Annotated in this window: 11 protein-coding genes, 2 tRNA genes, 2 rRNA genes and 1 pseudogene (1 of these 16 only partly in view); 10 read left to right on the top strand and 6 right to left on the bottom strand. The window is 44.8% G+C overall.

All coding sequences use genetic code 11. From position 1 onward, the window contains the following. Positions 1-51: 51 nt before the first annotated feature. Positions 52-1,350 carry a histidinol dehydrogenase gene (gene hisD, locus NLP_RS29755; RefSeq protein ID WP_104909465.1) on the bottom strand — a complete coding sequence of 433 codons (1,299 nt, stop codon included), beginning with the start codon at positions 1,348-1,350 and terminating at the stop codon, positions 52-54. Between the two features lie 719 nt (positions 1,351-2,069). On the opposite strand from hisD, the gene rpsT reads away from it, so the two are divergent. The 5 genes from rpsT (at position 2,070) to NLP_RS29780 (ending at position 13,648) form a co-directional block, all read left to right on the top strand. Then, complete coding sequence (rpsT, locus tag NLP_RS29760) at positions 2,070-2,366, top strand: 30S ribosomal protein S20 (protein WP_104909466.1); 297 nt, start codon at positions 2,070-2,072, stop codon at positions 2,364-2,366. Positions 2,367-2,450: 84 nt separating this feature from the next. Continuing rightward, positions 2,451-3,248 (top strand): TatD family hydrolase, encoded by a 798-nt coding sequence (locus NLP_RS29765; RefSeq protein WP_104909467.1) that lies wholly within the window; start codon positions 2,451-2,453, stop codon positions 3,246-3,248. A gap of 897 nt (positions 3,249-4,145) precedes the next feature. Continuing rightward, entirely contained in the window at positions 4,146-7,445 is a 3,300-nt protein-coding gene (rpoB, locus tag NLP_RS29770) for a DNA-directed RNA polymerase subunit beta (RefSeq protein ID WP_104909468.1), read from the top strand. Positions 7,446-7,589: 144 nt separating this feature from the next. Then, positions 7,590-9,467 carry a DNA-directed RNA polymerase subunit gamma gene (locus tag NLP_RS29775; protein ID WP_104909469.1) on the top strand — a complete coding sequence of 626 codons (1,878 nt, stop codon included), beginning with the start codon at positions 7,590-7,592 and terminating at the stop codon, positions 9,465-9,467. 134 nt (positions 9,468-9,601) lie between these two features. Next, a complete protein-coding gene (locus tag NLP_RS29780) occupies positions 9,602-13,648 on the top strand; it encodes a DNA-directed RNA polymerase subunit beta'' (protein WP_104909470.1) in 4,047 nt (1,348 codons plus the stop codon). Between the two features lie 356 nt (positions 13,649-14,004). Here the strand turns inward: NLP_RS29780 and NLP_RS29785 are convergent, their stop codons facing one another. Next, positions 14,005-14,685, bottom strand: coding sequence for a uracil-DNA glycosylase (locus tag NLP_RS29785; RefSeq protein ID WP_104910094.1), 681 nt, complete (start codon positions 14,683-14,685; stop codon positions 14,005-14,007). A 191-nt stretch (positions 14,686-14,876) separates the two neighbouring features. Here NLP_RS29785 and NLP_RS29790 point away from each other — a divergent pair, with 191 nt between their 5' ends. Next, positions 14,877-15,557, top strand: coding sequence for a phosphoribosyltransferase (locus NLP_RS29790; RefSeq protein ID WP_104910095.1), 681 nt, complete (start codon positions 14,877-14,879; stop codon positions 15,555-15,557). 45 nt (positions 15,558-15,602) lie between these two features. Here NLP_RS29790 and NLP_RS29795 read toward each other — a convergent pair whose 3' ends face one another. The 4 genes and pseudogenes from NLP_RS29795 to glyQ all read right to left on the bottom strand — a co-directional run. Then, entirely contained in the window at positions 15,603-16,652 is a 1,050-nt protein-coding gene (locus NLP_RS29795) for a tetratricopeptide repeat protein (protein WP_234017117.1), read from the bottom strand. Positions 16,653-16,965: 313 nt separating this feature from the next. Then, entirely contained in the window at positions 16,966-17,436 is a 471-nt protein-coding gene (locus tag NLP_RS29800; RefSeq protein ID WP_104909471.1) for an NADAR family protein, read from the bottom strand. A gap of 45 nt (positions 17,437-17,481) precedes the next feature. Next, positions 17,482-19,836: a ComEC/Rec2 family competence protein gene (locus NLP_RS29805; protein WP_104909472.1), complete on the bottom strand. Its 2,355-nt coding sequence runs from the start codon at positions 19,834-19,836 to the stop codon at positions 17,482-17,484. A 696-nt stretch (positions 19,837-20,532) separates the two neighbouring features. Further along, positions 20,533-21,402: pseudogene (glyQ, locus tag NLP_RS29810) on the bottom strand (glycine--tRNA ligase subunit alpha); the annotation flags it as partial. Between the two features lie 314 nt (positions 21,403-21,716). On the opposite strand from glyQ, the gene NLP_RS29815 reads away from it, so the two are divergent. The 4 genes from NLP_RS29815 to NLP_RS29830 all read left to right on the top strand — a co-directional run. Continuing rightward, positions 21,717-23,205 (top strand): 16S ribosomal RNA (locus tag NLP_RS29815). A gap of 135 nt (positions 23,206-23,340) precedes the next feature. Next, positions 23,341-23,414, top strand: a tRNA-Ile gene (locus NLP_RS29820). A gap of 83 nt (positions 23,415-23,497) precedes the next feature. Next, a tRNA-Ala gene (locus tag NLP_RS29825) sits at positions 23,498-23,570 on the top strand. Positions 23,571-23,819: 249 nt separating this feature from the next. Further along, positions 23,820-24,667 (top strand): 23S ribosomal RNA (locus tag NLP_RS29830); it runs 2,047 nt beyond the window's last position. The 16S and 23S rRNA genes sit together here with 2 tRNA genes alongside, the layout of an rRNA operon.

Consider the following 24,667-nt stretch of genomic DNA (forward strand, 5'->3'; position numbering starts at 1 on the left):
TATCGCTATCCAAATTTTGAGTTATCAGAAAAAATTAAGCATTCCAAATCACTATTCTTGCTGAATTCGGCGTCGGACTGAATCAGCATGGGAAGGTAAACCTTCTGCTGTTGCTAGCACATCTATGGCACCAGCCACATTTTGCAGTGCAGTTTGGGAGTATTGAATAATACTGGAGTGTTTAAGGAAAGTTTCAACACCCAATGCCGAAGCATAGCGGGCAGCACCAGAAGTTGGCAAGGTATGATTAGGACCTGCCAAATAATCTCCTACAGCTTCTGGTGTTGAGTAACCCAAAAAGATTGCCCCAGCGTGGCGAATCTGTGGTAGGAGTGCCCAAGGGTCTTTGACTTCTAATTCCAGGTGTTCGGGGGCAAATTCATTTGAGAGTTCTGCTGCGGCTTGGAGCGATTCCACAACGATAATCAAGCCGTAGTGAGCGATCGCTTTTTCTGTGTCTATTCGCCGTGGATGATCCACTAGCTGTCTTTCCAAAGCTAATTGTACGTTTTTCGCCAAAGCAGCATCTGTGGTCAGCAAAATCGCTGCCGCCATTGGATCGTGTTCGGCTTGGGCCAGCAAGTCAGCAGCTACATGTACTGGATTTGCGGTTTCATCGGCAATCACCAGCACTTCGCTGGGGCCTGCCAAAGAATCAATACCGACGGTGCCATAGACAAGTTTTTTCGCTAGGGTGACATAAATGTTACCAGGCCCAGTAATCACATTCACTTTCGGAATCGTTTCTGTACCATAAGCTAAAGCGCCGATCGCTTGTGCGCCCCCAATCCGATAAATTTCTTGCACCCCTGCTTCTTGGGCAGCTACCAAGACTGCTGGGTTAATAGCACCCCCTGGTCCTGGTGGTGTTACCATCACCACGTGGGGTACAGCAGCAACATGAGCCGGAATTGCATTCATTAGCACTGTACTGGGATAGGCGGCACGGCCACCAGGCACATACAACCCAGCTCGGTCTACAGGGGTATAGCGTTTGCCCAGTACTACTTCATCGTCACCAAAGTGTACCCAGCTTTTTGGTACTCGCTGACGATGAAACGCTTCAATTTGACGGCAAGCTAGCCGAACTGCGCTCAACAACTCCTTTGATACCTGCTGATAGGCTGCATCCAGTTCCGAGCCTGTAACTCGGAGTTCTTCTGCTTTGAGCGTTTGTTTGTCAAATTCGTCCGTGTAATGCAATACAGCTTTGTCGCCTTGGCGCTTCACTGCTTGCAAAATTTCTCGCACCGTTGCTTCTTTGTGAAGTACCTGTTCGTCATGGGTGCGCTCGCAGATCCGTTGTAGTTCTGCTCTAACGTCTGCCTGCTGAGTAATAATTCGCAGCATGGAGTAAGGACAATGCCAAAATTATAATATTGCCACCTGAGATTTAGTATTGCTCTTGACCCACTGGGGTGTGCAAGCTGACTCTAATTCTCTTCTCTAGCTTAACCTGGATTTTTTTGATACTCTCAAGGCTACCAGCGTATAGTTTGCTTGAGAAGGCGACTTAATTGCTCAATCCGACATGCCTTGACTGGCTAGCGGCAGGAAGCAGGTGTGCCATTTCCCACTCCCCTTACACCCTTTCCCTCAATCCTTGTAGGGTGCAAATGGTATGTTTACATATCCAATCCCCTGAATTTACGGTGGTTAGGGTCTGAGTATGATTTTTACTTATTCCCCTAACTTTTATTAGTTAATGTGTGTACAGGCACGATATATCGGTTCTATACTTGACAATCCCTGAGATTTAGCTCTTTACAGTTCATGCCTCTAAATAATACATCTGGTTTACGGACAAATTATATTTATTGGCAATCACATTGCTTAATCAGGTTGTGATGAGTTAGGGTGACAGTTATTTTAATGTATTTTATTTTAACGCATTTCCTAAAATCGAGGAAATTATTGAATTGGCTAGTAGAGACTATTGATTTTTATTCATGCCCAATACCTAATCCCATAATTTTTTTAGTAAATTATAACATTGGCAATTTGGATGCTATATTAGTAAGTCTAGTAGTGTGTTTAAATAATTAATAATCGTATTTTTGGAATTGACTGTGGCGAATACAAAGTCTGCTCTCAAGCGTGCCCAAATCGCAGAACGTAATCGACTGCGTAATAAATCTTACAAATCAGCAGTCAAGACGCTGATGAAGAAATACCTCAATGTCGTAGCTGCTTATACAGCTAATCCTACCCCAGAATTAAAACAAGAAGCGCAGGCTCGGTTATCCGAGGCTTACGGCAAAATTGATAAGGCAATCAAACGAGGTGTTCTTCACCCAAACAATGGGGCAAGGAAAAAGTCAAGATTGGCTCACAGATTAAAACCCCTCACACAACCAGCTGAGTAGTCATTGGCCATTTGTCCTTAGTCATTAGTTATTGGTAACAAAACAAACGACAAATGATGAAGGACAAACAACAAAGGGCAAAAGATGCAACTGATAGACACGCATGTACATCTTAACTTTGATAGTTTCCAGCCGGATTTAGCAGCAGTGCGATCGCGGTGGCAAGAAGCAGGCGTAGTGCGTTTAGTGCATTCGTGTGTTCACCCAAAGGAGTTTTCCAGTATTCAATCCATAGCCCAAGAGTTTCCCGAAATTAGTTTTGCTGTAGGATTACATCCTTTAGATGCTGATAAATGGAATAGCGAGACAGCCGAGAAAATCAAAACTTTAGCGAGTTCTGACTCAAATGTAGTAGCAATTGGGGAAATGGGGCTGGATTTTTATAAAGCTGATAACTATGAGCAACAGTATATGGTGTTCGAGTCCCAGTTGGCGATCGCTTCTGTTCTCAACTTACCAGTAATTATCCACTGCCGCGATGCTGCTGTGGCAACCAGAGAAGTCTTGCAAAAATGGCGCAAACTTAAGGGAGAAGCAGTGCGGGGTGTGATGCATTGCTGGGGAGGAACACCTGAAGAAACTCAATGGTTTCTCGATTTAGGCTTTTATATAAGCTTTAGCGGGACGGTAACGTTCAAAAATGCCAAAGCAATCCAATCCTCCGCTGCAATGGTAAGTAGCGATCGCCTACTGATTGAAACAGACTGCCCATTTCTGTCTCCAGTTCCAAAACGGGGCGAGAGGCGCAACGAGCCTGCCTACGTACTTTATGTAGCCGAGCAAGTAGCTAAACTGCGTCATGAAACGGTTGAGGCAATCGCCCATCAAACCACCCAAAATGCCTGTGAATTATTCGGTCTGTCAATATCAAGTGTGTCCTAGTATCTTTTGTTAAGTTGTGTAAAAAAGAATAAACTTAATAGAGGGACAAAAATATGCTAGTATTATTCCCTCAAAAACATTTTGCTTGCGCCATAATGATAAAGGAAAGAACATAAAATTTCTCATCCTGATTTTCCATGCTGTTATGGCTTAGCCATCCTCAAAATCTCTACAAGCGGATGCTCTCCCCACGTGACTAACTGTGCCAACCTAAATTGAGTTAGACTTTTGCACAACATCGGTTTAGTTTGTATCGAACCTATTCAAAATCGTTAAACAAAAATTGCCTTGTGAGTACAATCCAGCAAAATGAAGTGATTCTGATTCAAAATCGACAAGGTGCGGATCATTCCCTCAGTCTTAGGATATCTAAAATATCACTGAGAGTATCAACAGCGGGGTGAATTTAAAACACACTGTGTGGAGCTGCGTCAGCGACTTAACGCGCTTTTTGGAGGGGAAGTGAAAAAAGGAAATCAAATTCAGGAATATTTTAACTGGATATTCTATTTGAAATGGGCATTGGGGAGCCAGCGTGTTGGGCGGCTTTGGCGACTTTTGACCCTACTCTTAAGCAAGCTATGCGTAGCGTGTTTGACAGGAAAAGTAAATGGCTCCATTGGGCATGAGATGCACAGGGGAAAGACTTTCAGCAACTTTTACCATGCTCCCCTAGTGCCCAGTACCCAGTACCCATTACTTAGTCCCTATTAAGGGCAATTTTCCTTGTGAAAATTGCTCATTCCAGCCAGATTTAATCGCTGCGTTTGTCCACAGATGCAAATCACCAGTGTGTAAGAAAAAGTTCCCAAACAGCCAAGGGCACTGGCTAGCAGTGGGAAGCGTCAAACAGCAGTGTCCAAGGGAAAATTTTACCAGGTTGACAAAGGAAGAGGCATGACTAAAGAAACATATATGGAACCCGCCTTTCTGTTACCCGACTTGATTGAAATCCAGCGATCAAGCTTTCGCTGGTTTTTAGAAGAAGGGCTGATAGAAGAACTTAACTCCTTTAGTCCTATTACAGATTATACGGGTAAATTAGAACTGCACTTTTTGGGTCATAACTACAAACTCAAGGAGCCAAAGTACAGTGTCGAAGAAGCTAAACGGCGCGATAGTACTTATGCTGTCCAAATGTATGTTCCCACACGTCTAATTAACAAAGAAACCGGGGAAATCAAAGAGCAAGAGGTATTCATTGGGGATTTGCCTTTGATGACTGATCGCGGCACGTTTATTATTAACGGAGCCGAGCGGGTAATTGTCAATCAAATAGTGCGATCGCCAGGAGTCTACTACAAATCAGAAATCGACAAAAACGGGCGACGTACTTATTCAGCTAGCTTAATTCCCAACCGGGGAGCATGGCTGAAATTTGAAACAGACCGTAACGATTTGGTGTGGGTACGCATCGACAAAACCCGTAAACTCTCAGCGCAAGTACTACTAAAAGCTTTAGGGTTATCAGACAACGAGATATTTGACGCTTTACGCCACCCCGAATATTTCCAAAAAACAATCGAAAAAGAAGGGCAATTTTCTGAAGAAGAAGCCCTGATGGAGTTATATCGCAAACTGCGGCCTGGTGAACCACCCACAGTATTAGGTGGACAACAACTCCTAGACTCCCGATTCTTTGACCCGAAACGTTATGACCTTGGTCGGGTTGGACGCTACAAACTCAACAAGAAATTGCGCCTTTCTGTCCCCGACACCATGCGGGTCTTGACTGCTGGCGATATTTTGGCAGCCGTAGATTACCTGATCAACCTAGAATATGACATTGGTAATATCGATGACATCGACCACTTAGGCAACCGCCGGGTGAGAAGCGTCGGTGAATTGCTGCAAAACCAAGTGCGGGTGGGCTTAAACCGTTTAGAGAGAATTATTCGGGAACGGATGACCGTATCCGATGCTGAAGTACTAACCCCCGCTTCCTTGGTGAACCCCAAACCACTGGTAGCAGCAATTAAAGAATTCTTTGGTTCTAGCCAGTTAAGTCAGTTCATGGATCAAACCAATCCCCTGGCAGAACTGACCCACAAACGCCGACTGAGTGCCCTTGGCCCTGGTGGTTTAACCCGCGAACGCGCTGGGTTTGCTGTACGGGATATTCATCCTAGTCACTATGGACGGATTTGCCCCATTGAGACACCAGAAGGCCCCAACGCCGGATTGATTGGCTCCTTAGCAACCCATGCGCGGGTTAACCTGTACGGATTCTTAGAAACTCCATTTAGACCTGTGGAAAATGGGCGAGTCAGATTTGATCTGCCTCCAGCCTACATGACAGCCGATGAAGAAGATGATCTACGGGTTGCTCCTGGAGATATTCCTGTAGATGAAACTGGGCACATTATTGGGCCCCAAGTGCCAGTGCGTTATCGCCAAGAATTTTCTACCACAACACCAGAACAGGTGGACTACGTAGCAGTATCTCCTGTACAGATTGTATCGGTAGCAACCAGCATGATTCCCTTCTTGGAGCATGATGACGCTAACCGAGCGCTGATGGGATCGAACATGCAACGGCAAGCAGTACCCCTGCTCAAGCCAGAACGTCCTTTGGTGGGTACTGGTTTGGAAGCACAAGGAGCCAGAGACTCCGGGATGGTGGTTGTATCGCGTACCGATGGCGATGTCACTTATGTGGATGCCACGGAAATTCGTGTGCGTCCTAAACCTAACACTTCAGAAATTAAATACACCCTTTCCAAGTACCAACGTTCTAACCAAGACACTTGTTTAAATCAGAAACCTCTCGTCCGTATTGGTGAGCGAGTTGTTGCTGGTCAGGTGCTGGCTGATGGCTCCTCAACCGAAGGCGGTGAATTGGCGCTAGGACAAAATATCGTCGTTGCCTACATGCCTTGGGAAGGCTACAACTACGAAGACGCGATTTTAATCTCTGAAAGACTGGTGCAGGATGATGTCTACACCTCAATTCACATTGAAAAATATGAAATTGAAGCTAGACAAACAAAACTGGGACCAGAAGAAATTACCAGAGAAATTCCCAACGTCGGGGAAGATGCCTTGCGCCAGTTGGATGAACAGGGAATCATCCGCATTGGGGCATGGGTAGAAGCTGGGGATATCTTGGTGGGTAAGGTAACACCTAAAGGTGAATCTGACCAACCGCCAGAAGAAAAACTATTGCGGGCGATTTTCGGTGAAAAAGCGCGGGATGTGCGGGACAATTCCTTGCGAGTCCCCAACGGTGAAAAAGGTCGCGTAGTTGATGTGCGCTTGTTTACTCGTGAACAAGGCGATGAACTACCACCGGGAGCCAATATGGTAGTCCGGGTCTACGTTGCCCAAAAACGCAAAATCCAAGTTGGCGACAAAATGGCAGGACGGCACGGTAATAAAGGGATTATTTCTCGGATATTACCAGCAGAAGATATGCCTTATTTGCCCGATGGTTCACCAGTGGACATTGTACTTAACCCCTTGGGTGTACCCAGTCGGATGAACGTCGGACAAGTATTTGAATGCCTCTTGGGTTGGGCTGGTCAGACCTTGGGAGTACGATTTAAGATTACTCCCTTTGATGAAATGTACGGTGAAGAGTCATCCCGCCGAATCGTGCATGGCAAATTGCAAGAAGCACGTGATGAAACAGGCAAAGACTGGGTATATAACCCAGATAACCCTGGCAAAATCATGGTGTATGACGGTCGTACAGGTGAACCCTTTGACCGAGCAATTACCATCGGTGTGGCTTATATGCTGAAGCTGGTACATTTGGTGGATGATAAAATCCACGCCCGTTCTACAGGTCCATACTCACTGGTGACTCAGCAACCCTTGGGTGGTAAAGCACAACAAGGTGGTCAACGGTTTGGAGAAATGGAAGTGTGGGCATTGGAAGCCTTTGGTGCAGCTTACACCTTACAGGAATTGCTCACAGTTAAATCTGACGATATGCAAGGACGGAATGAAGCGTTAAATGCGATCGTTAAAGGTAAGGCAATTCCTAGACCTGGAACTCCAGAATCCTTTAAGGTGCTAATGCGCGAGTTGCAATCATTGGGGTTAGATATTGCTGTACACAAGGTAGAAACCCAAGCAGACGGCAGTTCCCTAGATGTGGAAGTCGATTTGATGGCAGACCAATCAGCCCGTCGCACACCTCCTCGACCTACTTATGAATCTCTTTCCCGCGAATCGCTGGATGATGACGAATAGAGATTAGGGATTAGGGAATAGGGCATGGGGCATAGCGCATAGGGAATGCGAAAAATGCCCAATGCCCAATATCCCGTTCCCAATGTTGTAAAACTAAATATACTCAAAACTCATAACTCATAATTCGGAACTCAGCATTTAAGTATGAGACCTGCCCAAACTAATCAGTTTGACTACGTAAAAATCGGCTTGGCTTCCCCCGAACGCATTCGGCAGTGGGGCGAGAGAACATTGCCCAATGGTCAAGTAGTCGGTGAAGTTACCAAGCCAGAAACAATTAACTACCGAACTCTCAAGCCAGAGATGGATGGCTTATTTTGTGAGCGCATCTTTGGCCCCGCAAAAGATTGGGAATGCCATTGTGGTAAGTATAAAAGAGTCCGTCACAGAGGTATTGTCTGTGAGCGATGTGGGGTAGAAGTCACCGAATCACGGGTGCGTCGTCACCGCATGGGCTACATTAAACTCGCTGCACCAGTAGCTCACGTTTGGTATCTCAAAGGCATTCCTAGCTATATTTCCATCCTGTTAGACATGCCCTTGCGGGATGTCGAGCAGATTGTCTATTTCAACTCTTATGTTGTTCTGAGTGCTGGTAATGCCGAAACTTTAACTTACAAACAACTACTGAGTGAAGACCAGTGGTTGGAAATAGAAGACCAAATTTATAGCGAAGATTCTGTACTGCAAGGCGTAGAGGTAGGTATTGGTGCTGAAGCATTGCTGCGCTTGCTTGCCGATATCAATTTAGAACAAGAAGCAGAAAGCCTGCGGGAAGAAATTGGCAACGCCAAGGGACAAAAGCGGGCGAAGTTAATTAAGCGACTGCGAGTGATTGACAACTTCATCGCCACTGGTTCCAAACCAGAGTGGATGGTAATGGCAGTCATTCCCGTGATTCCTCCTGACTTGCGCCCAATGGTGCAGCTAGATGGCGGACGCTTTGCCACCAGCGATTTAAATGATTTGTATCGGCGAGTAATTAACCGCAACAATCGTTTGGCACGCTTGCAAGAAATTTTGGCACCAGAGATTATTGTGCGGAACGAAAAGCGGATGCTGCAAGAAGCAGTGGATGCTTTGATTGACAATGGTCGTCGGGGACGCACTGTGGTAGGGGCAAATAACCGACCCCTGAAATCTTTGTCTGACATTATTGAGGGTAAACAAGGACGTTTCCGACAAAACTTGTTAGGTAAACGAGTTGACTACTCTGGACGTTCGGTAATTGTGGTCGGGCCAAAGCTGAAAATTCACCAGTGCGGTTTACCTAGAGAAATGGCAATTGAGCTATTTCAACCATTTGTGATTAACCGCCTGATTCGTAGCGGCATGGTAAATAACATCAAAGCTGCGAAAAAGCTGATATCCCGCAATGATCCCAGTGTTTGGGATGTGCTGGAAGAGGTGATTGAAGGACACCCGGTGATGCTAAATCGGGCACCAACGTTGCACCGTTTAGGTATTCAGTCTTTTGAACCGATTTTAGTAGAAGGTAGAGCGATTCAACTGCATCCTCTGGTGTGTCCGGCATTTAATGCTGACTTTGACGGCGACCAAATGGCGGTACACGTCCCACTGTCGTTAGAAAGTCAGGCTGAGGCGCGATTGTTGATGTTGGCTTCTAACAATATTTTGTCGCCAGCCACAGGTAAACCCATCATCACGCCTAGCCAAGATATGGTGTTGGGAGCGTATTACTTAACCGCAGAAAATCCCGGTGCAACTAAAGGCGCAGGAAAGTACTTTTCTTCGCTAGAGGATGTAATTATGGCTTTCCAGCAAGAGCAAATTGACTTGCACGCCTATATTTACGTGCGGTTTGACGGTGAAATAGAATCAGACCAGCCAGATACGGAACCCGTGAAAGTGACGGAAAACGAGGATGGTAGCCGGACATTACTCTATAAGTTCCGCCGAGTCAGACAAGACGCTAAGGGTAATGTACTTTCTCAGTATATATACACAACGCCTGGTCGAGTTATTTACAATAACGCCATTCAGGAAGCACTTGCTAGTTAATTCGTAATTTCTAATTTCTAATTTGTAATTCGTAATTAATTCTTCAATTACGGATTACGAATTATGTAGCTTGCTTCTCGCCTCCAGCGAGTATTACGAATTATTAATTATTAAAGACTCAGGATTAATGACTAATGACTAACGAAAAAATGATTTTTCGCAATCGGGTGGTTGATAAGGGTCAACTGAGAAATTTAATTTCTTGGGCCTTTACGCATTATGGTACGGCGCGAACCGCAGTGATGGCGGACAAACTCAAAGATTTGGGATTTCGCTACGCTACCAAAGCAGGGGTTTCCATCAGTGTAGATGACTTGATGGTGCCACCAACTAAGCGATTGCTTTTAGAAGCAGCCGAAGAAGAAATTCGTGCCACTGAAACCCGTTATCAACGGGGAGAAATTACTGAAGTAGAACGCTTCCAAAAGGTAATTGATACCTGGAACGGCACCAGTGAAGCCTTGAAAGATGAAGTTGTCCTTCACTTCAAGAAGACTGATCCCCTAAACTCCGTATACATGATGGCATTCTCCGGGGCACGGGGTAACATCTCCCAAGTCCGGCAATTGGTGGGGATGCGGGGACTGATGGCAGATCCTCAAGGGGAAATTATCGATTTGCCCATTAAAACCAACTTCCGTGAAGGACTGACTGTGACGGAATACATTATTTCGTCTTACGGTGCCAGAAAAGGGTTGGTGGATACTGCCTTGCGGACGGCTGACTCTGGTTATCTCACCCGCCGGTTGGTGGACGTTTCCCAGGATGTAATTATTCGGGAATTTGACTGTGGCACTACCAGAGGTCTGACGATTCGACCAATGACAGAAGGTGCCAAAACCTTAATTCCTTTAGGAACCCGCTTGATGGGACGGGTAATTGGCGAAGATGTGGTGCATCCGGTAACAAAAGAAGTAATTGCAGCACGCAATTCGCCAATTCCTGAAGAATTGGCGAAGAAAATTGAAAAATCTGGGGTGGCAGAAGTTGTGGTGCGGAGTCCCCTAACTTGTGAAGCTGCACGTTCTGTCTGTCAACACTGCTACGGCTGGAGTTTGGCCCACGCCAAAATGGTGGACTTGGGCGAAGCTGTGGGGATTATTGCCGCCCAAAGTATCGGTGAACCTGGTACTCAGTTAACCATGCGGACATTCCATACTGGTGGGGTGTTTACTGGGGAAGTGGCACAACAAGTTCGTTCTAAAATCGATGGGACTGTTAAGCTTCCCCGCAAACTGAAGACCAGAACGTATCGTACCCGCCACGGGGAAGATGCCCTCTATGTTGAGGCTAATGGTATTCTGCTTTTGGAGCCAACAAAAGTAGGTGATGTTACTCCAGACAACCAAGAGGTTCATCTTACCCAAGGTTCAACACTATATGTATTTGATGGAAATAAGGTAAAACAAGGTCAGTTGTTGGCAGAGGTTGCTCTTGGTGGACGCACAACTCGGACTAATACAGAAAAAGCAGTTAAAGATGTTGCTTCTGACTTAGCAGGGGAAGTGCAATTTGCCGAAGTTGTTCCAGAACAAAAAACTGACCGTCAAGGTAATACCACAACCACAGCCGCACGGGGTGGCTTGATTTGGATTTTGTCTGGGGAAGTTTACAACTTGCCGCCTGGTGCAGAATTGGTGGTGAAAAATGGTGATGCGATCGCTTCTAATGGAGTTTTAGCAGAAACCAAGTTAAGCAGTTTGCACGGCGGTGTGGTGCGCTTACCTGAAGCTACCCCAGGTAAGAGTACCAGGGAAATTGAAATTATCACTGCTTCTGTGGTCTTAGACCAAGCAACGGTGACAGTCCAAAGTTCTCAAGGTCGCAATAACTACTTAGTCTCCACGGGCAACAACCAGGTATTTAACCTCCGCGCTACACCAGGCACAAAAGTGCAAAATGGTCAAGTAGTTGCTGAGTTAATTGATGACCGCTATCGCACAACCACTGGCGGATTTCTGAAATTCGCGGGTGTCGAAGTCCAGAAAAAAGGCAAAGCCAAGCTGGGTTATGAAGTTGTGCAGGGCGGTACCCTGTTGTGGATTCCTGAAGAGAGCCACGAAGTCAATAAAGATATCTCCTTGCTGTTGGTGGAAGACGGTCAGTTTGTAGAAGCTGGCACTGAAGTAGTGAAAGATATCTTCTGCCAAAACAGTGGTGTGGTAGAAGTGACCCAGAAAAACGACATCCTGCGGGAAGTGGTGGTGAAGCCAGGGGAACTACTGATGGTGGACGATCCAGAATCAGTCATCGGGCGAGATAACACCTTCATCCAACCAGGTGAGGAATTCCAAGGCAATGTCGCTACGGAATTGCGCTATATCCAGTATGTGGAGACACCAGAAGGTCCCGCCCTATTGAGTCGTCCAGTAGTTGAGTTTGCCGTACCGGATAATCCAGATGTGCCATCAACGACATCGGTGAGTCAACAAACCGGGCGATCGATTCAGTTACGGGCTGTGCAACGACTCCCTTATAAAGATTCGGAACGTGTCAAATCTGTTGAAGGTGTAGAACTGCTGCGAACCCAGCTAGTACTGGAAATTGAGCAAGAAGGGGAACAAGACCATAATGCTTCGCCCCTAGCAGCAGATATTGAATTGGTACAGGATACTGAAGACTCAGAAGTTCAGCGCTTGCAACTGGTGATTTTGGAGTCCTTGGTAATTCGTCGAGATATTACCGCCGATGCCACCCAAGGTAGCACCGAGACGACACTTGAGGTACACGATGGGCTTTCCATCGCCCCTGGAGCTGTGGTAGCACGTACCCAAATCTTGTGTAAAGAAGGGGGGGAAGTGCGGGGTGTCCAAAAAGGAAGCGAAAACGTGCGTCGCTGTTTGGTGTTGCGCGACGTTGACAGGATCATCACGAATACTAGTACTCAGCCCAAAGTAAAAGTGGGTGACTTGCTAGTAGAAGGCACAGAAATTGCTCCTGGAGTTTTTGCCCAAGAATCAGGGCAAGTAGTGGATATCAAAAATGCTCCTGCTGCACCTGGTAGTGACTCAGCTTTGAGTACTAAAAACTACGCTATTACTAGCCGTATCGGTCGCCCTTATCGAGTCAGCCCTGGTGCTGTGTTGCAGATAGAAGACGGCGATTTGGTACAACGGGGTGATAACTTGGTGTTGTTGGTCTTTGAACGCGCCAAAACTGGAGATATCATTCAAGGTTTACCTCGGATTGAAGAACTACTTGAAGCTCGTAAACCCAAAGAAGCGTGCATTTTATGTCGCCGGGCGGGTGAAGTTAAGGTAGTTTACGGTGATGGTGATGAAGCGATCGCCATCAAGGTCGTAGAATCAAATGGCGTGGTGACAGATTATCCTTTGGGGCCTGGACAAAACTTGATTGTGCCAGATGGATCAATGGTATTAGCGGGACAACCGTTGACTGATGGGCCATCCAATCCCCACGAAATTCTGGAAATCTTCTTTAGCTTGGGTTCTGAAGACGGAATCTATGCTTGTGCTAGCCTTGCCTTGCAGAAGGTACAGACATTCTTAGTGAATGAAGTGCAAATGGTGTATCAATCTCAAGGGATTGATATTTCTGATAAGCACATTGAAGTGATTGTTCGCCAGATGACCAATAAAGTCAGGATTGATGATGGTGGGGACACCACTATGCTTCCCGGCGAATTGGTGGAACTGCGCCAAGTTGAGCAGGTGAACGAAGCTATGGCAATTACAGGTGGTGCGAGGGCACAGTATACCCCAGTATTGTTGGGGATCACCAAAGCATCGTTGAACACCGACAGCTTTATTTCCGCCGCATCATTCCAAGAGACAACACGGGTACTTACTGAAGCAGCTATCGAAGGTAAATCTGACTGGCTGCGTGGGTTAAAGGAAAACGTGATTATCGGGCGATTGATTCCGGCTGGTACTGGGTACAATACCTATGAAGAACCTGGTGCGATCGAAGATTATGCTGCTGAAATTAGCAGTAGTGTCTTAGATGAAGTTGACGATCCCCTCGATATGGTATTAGATGACCGCACAGCTCGCGCCTATAATTTAGATTCTCCGACTCTTGGCGAATCTGGTTTTGGTAGCAGACGTGCAGAAAGGTCAATTCTAGATGAGGAAGATGAATTAATCGCCGATGAAGTAGTAGACGACGACGATTTAGAGGAAGAAGAGGAAGACGACGAGGATGATTTCGACGACGAATAGATACTTGAAATTTCCCGTCTAAAAGGTAAAAGGTCATATCGAGTCTGCTCAATTACCAATAACCAAAGTACCTCACCTGTGCTAGCGTGCCCCTTGCCAAGGGGCACGCTAGCTTTAGTTTTACCTCTAGCGAGCAAGTCATCATATTCAATTAAAATAAGCGATCGCAATTAGTAAAGTGAAATTTTCTCTTTCACAGAGTCTAGTCATCTAAATCGCTTAAAATCTTATACTTAGGCCTTTTGAGAAGATTTTAGCTATTAGCTTTAGAATTTATTCCCAACCGGGATAGCAATGAAATAAGTAATTGAAAAGATGTTGGTAGTGACAAGCCTTAAAAAAGACGGAATTAAGCATTAGCTGTTATTTTGGATTTCGTCTAACTTGGCACGCACTGCCTGGATATCCTGCCACATCAACCATTTCGGCGCACCTCTTTCTTTAGAAGGGTTACGCAGCAAGTAGGAAGGATGAAAGATTGGCATACATAAACGCCCTTCCCACTCTAGCCACTGTCCGCGAATTTTCGTAATTCCCCGCTTATCCCCAGTAATACCTTTGACAGCAGTCGCACCCGTTAACAGAATTATTTTGGGGTCAACTAAGCGAATTTGTTCTAGTAGGTAGGGTAGACAAGCTGCCACTTCTACAGGAGTGGGAACTCTATTATCTGGTGGGCGACATTTATTGATATTGGCAATATATACATCACGATCAGTAGTCAGATTCACTGATGCCAAAATTTTCTCCAGCAATTGCCCCGATCTGCCTACAAATGGTAAACCCGTTTCATCTTCATTTTGACCTGGCGCTTCTCCCACAACCATAATTGGTGCTTTGAGATTGCCACGTCCGACAACAGCATGAGTGCGAGTGTCTCCCAATGCACAACGGTGGCAGCGATCGCAATGCTGTGTCAACTCCGTTATGCCAGAATAAGTTCCAGGAGCGATCGGAATTTTGGCATCTGTAGGAATCAGTTCTTGTTGATTAAAAGTTGAGTCGTCGAAGAGGCTGAGTTGGGTTTCGCTGCTCATGAAAGTCAGGATTTTGGCATCAGCGCCAGCTATCATATCTGATTTAAATAGCCCTCTGGCTGGATATTGATCGGAATAATAAACTTTTGCTGAATACTTAATTATTTATACAAATCTTATTGTATCAGTTAATTTGAGACAAAATTCAGTCATGATAAAAGCAGTGCTGTCTTAAGATGCTGGGGGAAACCATGTCACATACCCCACTTTTCGCCGATCGTACCCATGCAGGTGAGTTATTGGCGCAAGTAATTCATGATATTTTGACTCAGCAAACTATTGATTCTGGGGTAAAGCCTGTACCAATTGTTTATGCTTTGCCAAGAGGAGGTGTACCAGTAGCAGCACCAATAGCACGTCTTTTGGATTGTCCGTTGACAATTGTTGTAGCAAAAAAGATTAGCCATCCAGAAAATCCAGAGTTAGCAATTGGTGCAGTGACTACTTCTGGAAATGTTCTTTGGACCGATCAAAAGCTATTTCGCTCTAAAGATGATGTGCGGTGGCGAGAAGTGGCTTTAAATAAAGCGATCAACCAAGCTAAGTCTCTTGAGGCTCAATTAATTCCTGCTTGTCCGCAGGTGAATGCAGAGAATGCTACGCTCATTTTAGTTGATGATGGCATTGCTACAGGTATGACGATAGCGGTAGCAGCAACTGCCATGAGATCGCTTTCTCCAGCAGCAATTTGGTTATGTACTCCATTAGCGCCACAAAAATTGCTACCTTGGTTAGAACAGTGGGGCGATCGCACAATAGTCTTGGAAACACCCGAACCCTTCTGGAGTGTGAGTAATTTTTACGCAGAATTTCCCCAAGTAGATACATTAGAAGTTCTTGTATATCTCCAACAACAAAAGACAATGGGATGAATTGATCTGTGCGAGTAATTTGGAATTGTTTTCCAATCTTACTTTTTAACTATTTGAAGATGTTCCCTGCTGATATTGCATAGCTTTGGCATAATCACCCAAGGCGTAGCAAGCGACTTTCAGACTGGCAAGAGCTTGTTCTTCACTGCGACGATCTTTGATATTTTTAGCTAACAGCAAACGTTCTTCATAATATGTAATTGCTTTGTTATAGTCACCCAAAGCTTCACAAGCAACTCCTAAACTACTTAAAGACTGTTCCTCACTACGCTTGTCTTGAATTTCTTTGGCTAATTGCAACCGATCTTCATAATACTTAATGGCTTTGGTATAATCACCTAAAGCATAACAAGCATTGCCCAGATTCTTTAGCACCTGAGAAGCACTGCGAACATTTTTTAAGGAGCGTGATAGGACTACACACTGCTCATAATAAGCGATCGCTTTTGGGTAATTGTTCAAAGCATACCAAGCATTACCCAAATTCTTGAGTACCTGTTCCTCGCCCCAATTATCTTTGAGTTCCCGCACAATCTCTAGACTTTGCTGCTGATACTCAATAGCCTGTGTAAAGTTGCCTAAAGCTTTATATACCAATCCCAAATTATTCAGTGCTGCCACCTGACTGCGTTTATCTTGCAGTTGCTGCGTTATTTTCAAACATTTTTCTAGAAACTCAATAGCCTTTTTATGGTCATTCAGATGACGGTATGCATTGCCTAAATGGGAAAGTGCTTGCATTTGCAATCCTAAATCTGAGGTGTTATTGAGCAAAGACAGACACTGTTGGGAGTAAGATATAGCACCTTTATAGTCTCCAGCACTGTAAGTTACCAATCCTAAAAAAGAAAGTACCTGTGCCTGTTTTTCTAAATCGCCAACTGCCTGAAACAGTACTAAGGACTGCTGTAAAGACTTCATAGCCGCTATTAATTCGCCAGATTGCTGCTGTTGAATTCCTTGCCCTAGTAGCTTAGACGCTTCCGACAAACGGTCATCACTTTCTTGTGGGGGTATTATTTCTGCTTGTGAACCAGAGTCAAATTCATGGGTAATTGTATTACGCTTCACTGGTTTTAGGTATGTTATGGGCAATTACAAGGGAACTATATGTTTCGATCTGTTATTCCATTCGCCTTTAGACATCAACTCCTTCCTGTGAAGTCTGGTGCTAAATCTAGTGTTCCCAAAACCAGGATGCATCTTTCATCACTCTGGTTTACCACAGCGTAAATTTAAAAGAGGTGAGAATTTATATAGCGATCGTTAATCGAGGCTTTCAGATTTACCCTCATGAAGAGTAATAACTATATAACAGTCTTAGAGCGTTTGCAAACGTCTGTATTTATTATTTATTCGTGTTCTCTACGTCTGAAATAGTTCGATTAAAAAACTATTTTCTACAAGATTATTTAACAGTTTTATTATTAATATTTGCCCTATATGTATGGTGCAGGATATTCCGCACCTGCATTAAAATTTTTCCTAGCATATTTTTACCACTGCCATCGGCTCCGCAACCCCAGTAAAAATCGATAGGTGAGTTTTCGACAATTTCTGCCTTGCCTGTGGAAAGTAAGATATCCCTAATATCTGTATGAGTTTGAAATTTACATAGCACAGCTTGCCGCATTATATCGTCTTTAACTTGTTCCCAATCTTGACGTAGGGGACGGGTTCTCTCGCGCCCCATTCTTGCCGCATCTTTAGGTGTTTTAACTAGGCGGATTTGTTCTACATGAGGTGTACCCACAAACTTTTGCGCTTGAAAGTAGTGTTCGCTAGTTGACCAATACAATCCATCTAATTCAAAGCCGTGGAACGAAAAGTTAGAGAAACAGCCATATTCTTCACGAGTACTATAAAAATAGATTGTCATAGAATTTGATCCAAGTTTTTAAATTTACTGAAATTTGTGAATTTTTTATAAAACAGATGATTTATTTTCTGTTGATTCAATAAACGCCTCAAACTGACCATTAGGAGTCCATTGAATAGCGCCATCTCGTCCTGTAAAGAACAGTTTAGTTTGGCTTTGATTCAGTTCAGATAAAGTTTTTGGATCAAAGTTGGCAGAAGAAGCGATCGCTACTTGTGGTTGCAAAGCAATAACTAAATCTTTCAATGACTCAGGGGCACACCACAACACTTGCGGGCGAGACAAACTGCCATTTTTAACTAGTTGTTGTACCTCTTTAGATTTAACATTACCTACTAATAACCAATTTTGATCTAAAATTTGCAATTGTAAGATAGGTAATTGGTCGTTGATTAATTGCGCTACTATCGAACCAGCTTTCACAGCTTGACCAACTGCCAAAGTTTGATAAATTCCTTGATGTTTTTGTAGTTCTTGTTGAATTGCCTGAGTTGTAATAGAATTATCTGTTCGGATTGAATATTCATAAAAATTATTAATTGGTAAACGTTGCATTAATTCAAACCAAGCATTACTTTCATTACCTTGAAAATCAGTTGCGATCGCCCAATTTATTTGATTTACACCCTGCTGTTGTAAAAATGGTAGAATTGTAAAACGTCCTGTACCTTCATCACCACTATTAATTACAGTTACATTCCCTCGATCTTGAACAACTAAAATTGGTTCCGTACCAGATTCTAAGACTGTTATCCTAAACAATGTATTTTGAGAATGCCAAAGGGGGATAAATACTAAACCAATCGCAATAATATTAGCAAACCACCACCGCTTTTGCCACCAACGTACTAGCCAGACTAATATAATTAGTATATAAATTGCCAAAAGCTGCCAAGTAGATATGCTGCCCACAGCAACAGAATTTCCGGGCAACTTGCTAAAAAATTCCACTAGTTTAATTAGCCAATCAGTAGGGTAATGTAATACCCCAGCTAGGAAGCTTCCTGCTTCAGTCCAAACTAAACCTACTAACGCACTGATGATTCCACCTATACTAATGATCGAAATTAATGGAGTACTAACTACATTCAGCAACAGGCTATAAGATGGTACAACTCCGAAGACAAAAAGTTGCACAGGTAAAGTCCAAATAGTGGCAGCTAGGGGAACGGCAATCAAAGCTGCGATCGCAGGTGGTAGCCATGCTAGGCGGTTGACTAATGCAGGTACTGTTACGATTAATCCCAGCGTTGCTAAAAAACTTAATTGAAAGCCTAAATCCCAAATCCATAGAGGATTAAACACTAATAACAGAGTTGCTGCTAATAGTAACGATCCGAACTGTTTCACCTTCCTTTTTAATAGCAGCCCAACTAATGCTGCAAAACCCATAATTACGGCTCTGAGAACCGCAGGTTGAAAACCTGTTAAACTCAGAAAAATAATTAGAGCCAAAAAGCCAAGGGTAAATTGCGTTGCTTTTTTTGCCCGCCTAGTTAACTGTAATATCACACTCAAAATCAAAGAAGTTTGAAACCCGGAGGCTGCTAAAGCATGAGCTAATCCTGCTTGTACAAACAAGTCGCGGATCTCGTAGGGTAAATCTACAGCTTTGCTACCTAAAACCATTGCACTCACAAGAGGCCCTTCAGGGATACCCAACCAGCGAACTTGCGAGCGCACAATTCGCTCCCGAATTTGCCACCATCCCCATTTACGTTCCTGATCCAAAACATTTATTTGTCGCCCAATCAAACCAGCAAACGTTCCTTCCTGCTTGAGAAACTTCTGAAAGTCGAAACCACCAGGATTGGAAGCCGCCTTTGGTTTGTATAAAATCCCAGTCACAGCAATTTGTTGACTAGGGTATAACCCAGTAGCCTGAAGTATAGGCACTGTTACATACAATTTGCCTGTCACCCCTTTTGGGACACCTGCTGAACCTTTTTCATTTTTGACCTCATCTATCTGAGTCGCTTCCAGCCAAAATTGTCCTCGCTGACTGCGAGTTAAGCGAGGATTACTCGCCACTTCTCCACGAACAATCACAAGTTGCTCTTGGTTATTGCTATTTCCAGGCGGAACGAACTGACTAATATCTTTTGCACCTGGTTGCGGCACTCGCCATTGAAAATATAGAGTTGCCAATAATCCTACTAAGCCAGCAGCTATCCATATTCGAGGATGAGGAGTAATTTGCCAAGTATTAAGCACTGCCTTATTTTTGCTTCCAGCATTTTCTAGTTTCTGAGCAAGTTGCTGTGAACTGGTGCGTCTTCTAAAAACAATTGCTCCCACTATCCCCAAAACTAAAATCCATACACCACCCCAAGGAACTACTGTAAACAGCAACCCAAAAATGTAGCCAAGACAAATAATTACACCACTGGTTTGAATCATAAGATTTTTTATAAAAGCACCTGACACCCCGAATTTGCAGCCGACTTAAAAATAGCTAGGGCAGCAATAGAGAAAAATCGGCATTGCTGAATTTGGCTATGAAATTCAAAAATAAAATATTCCAAACTCTTATTATCTGCGCTTGGAGCGCCTATGCGTGAGTTTTTCATCTCTTTAATCAGCAACAGTGAAAAATTTTTATCCTTGTGGTGAAATATAGTCCATCAACTTTATACAAACAAAGCCCGCACAGGCGGGCCTTATCGTTGTAGCTTTAATGTTCTAGACTCAAGATTTAATGGTATTTCTGATCTTTAACAATAGCCACATCATCAAGATATACTTAGCTTAGAGAATGCAAAATCAAGGGTTTCCTAACCTGCGGAGGCAGGTTTTGTTTGTGTAGCCGCGACTTATAATCGTCCAAACTAGTAAAAATTTATACTTGATTAACCTCATTTTACTAGATAATAAGTACCTGGATGGTCTATATTGTTTGATACATAAACTTTTCTACCGAAACAATGAAAGTATTACCCAAAGAACATAAGAGATAATTGGAATCAAAAACAGCCAATCAATAATATATTGATAACGAGATTTAACTGTAGACTCTGAAACAGCTTGTACTAAGACTGGCTGTGAAACAATTTGCTGCACAGCTGGCTGTAAAACAGGTGGTTGTATGACTGGTTTTAAATTTTTGAGCAACGGAAAACCCAGCTTCTCTCTTTGCTCAACATATAAATGAGCTATTTTCCTAGCCAAATACCGAATCCTGGCAATATAGCGAGTTCTCTCCGTCACCGAAATCACACCTCTAGCATCCAGCAGATTGAACGTGTGCGAACACTTCATTACATAATCTAAGCTAGGCAAGACCAATCCTCGTTCCGCCAATTGCGTTGCTTCCTGCTCATACAAATTAAATAGTGTCAGTAGCAACTCAGGATTTGACGCTTCAAAGTTGTAGGTACACTGCTCAATCTCTCCCTGGAGGTAAACATCACCATAAGTAATGTTGTCCGTCCAATGAATTTTAGTAATTGCCTCTACTTGCTGGAGATACATTGTCAGCCGCTCTAACCCGTATGTAATCTCAATCGATACCGGACGGCAATCAATACCCCCACACTGTTGGAAGTAGGTAAATTGAGTAATTTCCATTCCATCTAACCATACTTCCCACCCAGTCCCCCAAGCTCCCACCGTTGCATCTTCCCAGTTATCCTCTACAAACCGAATATCGTGGTCTTCAGGACGAATACCTAAAACCCTTAACGAATCAAGATAAATCTCCTGAACATTGTCTGGCGAAGGCTTAATCAGAACTTGGTACTGATAATAGTGTTGGAAACGGTTAGGGTTTTCCCCGTACCGCCCATCTGTAGGGCGACGACAAGGTTCAACGTAAGCAACAGCCCACGGTTCCGGCCCCAATGCTCTTAAAAATGTCTGCGGATTCTTAGTACCAGCCCCCTTCTCTATATCGTAGGGCTGGGCTATGAGACAACCGCGATTGCCCCAAAACTCATGCAATAAACCTATTACCGACTGAAAATTCACGCTTCACCCTTCCTTACTCAGCACAGTGCATAAACCATTGTTGCCTACAACCCGGCACTGTGGGCAGTTTCAAGGGACTGAAAAACAGTCCAAAAGAATTTTTGGAAAAATAGTTGACAAGCTTAAGGAGGTTCGCTATATTGAATAAGTGCTGGAAGCGGAGCGCGAAAAAGCGACGCTTAAAGGACACCGAACCTTGAAAATATTATAGTTTGAAAGCGATTATACAGCAAGTGGATTGCGTCAAGCAAATAAAAAATAACTAAGCTGAAGTTAAAAAAGAGCAGCTATAGAGCTAAAAAGCTTTCCAATTCAAAACGGAGAGTTTGATCCTGGCTCAGGATGAACGCTGGCGGTATGCTTAACACATGCAAGTCGAACGAACTCTTCGGAGTTAGTGGCGGACGGGTGAGTAACGCGTGAGAATCTGGCTTCTGGTCTGGGACAACCACTGGAAACGGTGGCTAATACCGGATGTGCCGTAAGGTGAAAGGTTAACTGCCAGAAGATGAGCTCGCGTCTGATTAGCTAGTTGGTAGAGTAAGAGCCTACCAAGGCGACGATCAGTAGCTGGTCTGAGAGGACGATCAGCCACACTGGGACTGAGACACGGCCCAGACTCCTACGGGAGGCAGCAGTGGGGAATTTTCCGCAATGGGCGAAAGCCTGACGGAGCAATACCGCGTGAGGGAGGAAGGCTCTTGGGTCGTAAACCTCTTTTCTCAGGGAAGAACACAATGACGGTACCTGAGGAATAAGCATCGGCTAACTCCGTGCCAGCAGCCGCGGTAATACGGAGGATGCAAGCGTTATCCGGAATGATTGGGCGTAAAGCGTCCGCAGGTGGCAATGTAAGTCTGCTGTTAAAGAGTCTAGCTCAACTAGATACAAGCAGTGGAAACTACATAGCTAGAGTACGTTCGGGGCAGAGGGAATTCCTGGTGTAGCGGTGAAATGCGTAGAGATCAGGAAGAACACCAGTGGCGAAGGCGCTCTGCTAGGCCGTAACTGACACTGAGGGACGAAAGCTAGGGGAGCGAATGGGATTAGATACCCCAGTAGTCCTAGCCGTAAACGATGGATACTAGGCGTGGCTTGTATCGACCCGAGCCGTGCCGTAGCTAACGCGTTAAGTATCCCGCCTGGGGAGTACGCCGGCAACGGTGAAACTCAAAGGAATTGACGGGGGCCCGCACAAGCGGTGGAGTATGTGGTTTAATTCGATGCAACGCGAAGAACCTTACCAAGGCTTGACATGTCGCGAATCCTGGTGAAAGCTGGGAGTGCCTTCGGGAGCGCGAACACAGGTGGTGCATGGCTGTCGTCAGCTCGTGTCGTGAGATGTTGGGTTAAGTCCCGCAACGAGCGCAACCCTCGTTTTTAGTTGCCAGCATTAAGTTGGGCACTCTAGAGAGACTGCCGGTGACAAACCGGAGGAAGGTGGGGATGACGTCAAGTCAGCATGCCCCTTACGCCTTGGGCTACACACGTACTACAATGCTCCGGACAGAGGGCAGCTACCACGCGAGTGCAAGCAAATCCCGCAAACCGGAGCTCAGTTCAGATCGCAGGCTGCAACTCGCCTGCGTGAAGGAGGAATCGCTAGTAATTGCAGGTCAGCATACTGCAGTGAATTCGTTCCCGGGCCTTGTACACACCGCCCGTCACACCATGGAAGCTGGTAGTGCCCGAAGTCATTACTCAAACCGTTCGCGGGGGAGGATGCCTAAGGCAGGACTGGTGACTGGGGTGAAGTCGTAACAAGGTAGCCGTACCGGAAGGTGTGGCTGGATCACCTCCTTTTTAGGGAGACCTACACCCCTCAGAAATCAAAAAACACACAGTTATATAGATTTTGAGTTGGTCTAACCTAGGTCGGTCGCAGACATTTGCAATGCAAAATGTAAAAAGCTTTCAAACTATGATTTGGTTCGATATGGGCTATTAGCTCAGGTGGTTAGAGCGCACCCCTGATAAGGGTGAGGTCCCTGGTTCGAGTCCAGGATGGCCCACCTGAAAGTAATTAGTAATTGCTAATTGGTGATTCGTCGTAATTAACTGCGAATTAAAAATTGCGAATTACGAATTATGATTTGGGGGTTTAGCTCAGTTGGTAGAGCGCCTGCTTTGCAAGCAGGATGTCAGCGGTTCGAGTCCGCTAACCTCCACCTGATGGCGAAAAGCAAGTGAGAAATCAGCAACATGACTTAAGTTAATAGAGTCAGACTGCTGAGTTTAGTCTCAGCCAGAACCTTGAAAACTGCATAGTAACGCGAAAAAAGCAGGCAGACACAGACATTTTTAGTGCTGAGTGCCGAGTGCTGAGTGCTGAGTAAAATCAGTGCGAAGTGGCGAGGTAAGCAGAACTAACTATTTGCTCTTGTGAATGCAAAAGTTGAAAGACCAAATATTTGAGTGGTCAAGCGAATAAGGGCTAACGGTGGATACCTAGGCACACAGAGGCGACGAAGGACGTGGTTACCGACGATATGCTCCGGGGAGTTGGAAGCAAACATTGAGCCGGAGATTTCCGAATGGGGCAACCCTATATACTACCTGCTGAATATATAGGCAGGAGAGAGCCAACCCAGCGAATTGAAACATCTTAGTAGCTGGAGGAAGAGAAATCAAATCAGAGATTCCCTAAGTAGTGGTGAGCGAAAGGGGAAGAGCCTAAACCAATTGGTTTACCGATTGGGGTAGTGGGACAGCGAGATCGAATCTAGCGGTTAAACGAAGCAGCTAAATACTGCACCAAAGAAGGTGAAAGTCCTGTAGTTGAAAACTCAAGGATAGTAGCTGAATCCCGAGTAGCATGGGGCACGAGGAATCCCATGTGAATCAGCGAGGACCACCTCGTAAGGCTAAATACTACTGTGTGACCGATAGTGAACCAGTACCGCGAGGGAAAGGTGAAAAGAACCCCGGAAGGGGAGTGAAATAGAACATGAAACCGTTAGCTTACAAGCAGTGGGAGGACTATTTAAAGTCTGACCGCGTGCCTGTTGAAGAATGAGCCGGCGACTTATAGGCACTGGTAGGTTAAAGCGAGAATGCTGGAGCCAAAGGGAAACCGAGTCTGAAAAGGGCGAATTTTATCAGTGTTTATAGACCCGAACCCTGGTGATCTAACCATGGCCAGGATGAAGCTTGGGTAACACCAAGTGGAGGTCCGCACCGACTGATGTTGAAAAATCAGCGGATGAGTTGTGGTTAGGGGTGAAATGCCAATCGAACCAGGAGCTAGCTGGTTCTCCCCGAAATG

Origin of the sequence: Nostoc sp. 'Lobaria pulmonaria (5183) cyanobiont' (assembly GCF_002949795.1) — a bacterium.
Classification (GTDB): domain Bacteria; phylum Cyanobacteriota; class Cyanobacteriia; order Cyanobacteriales; family Nostocaceae; genus Nostoc.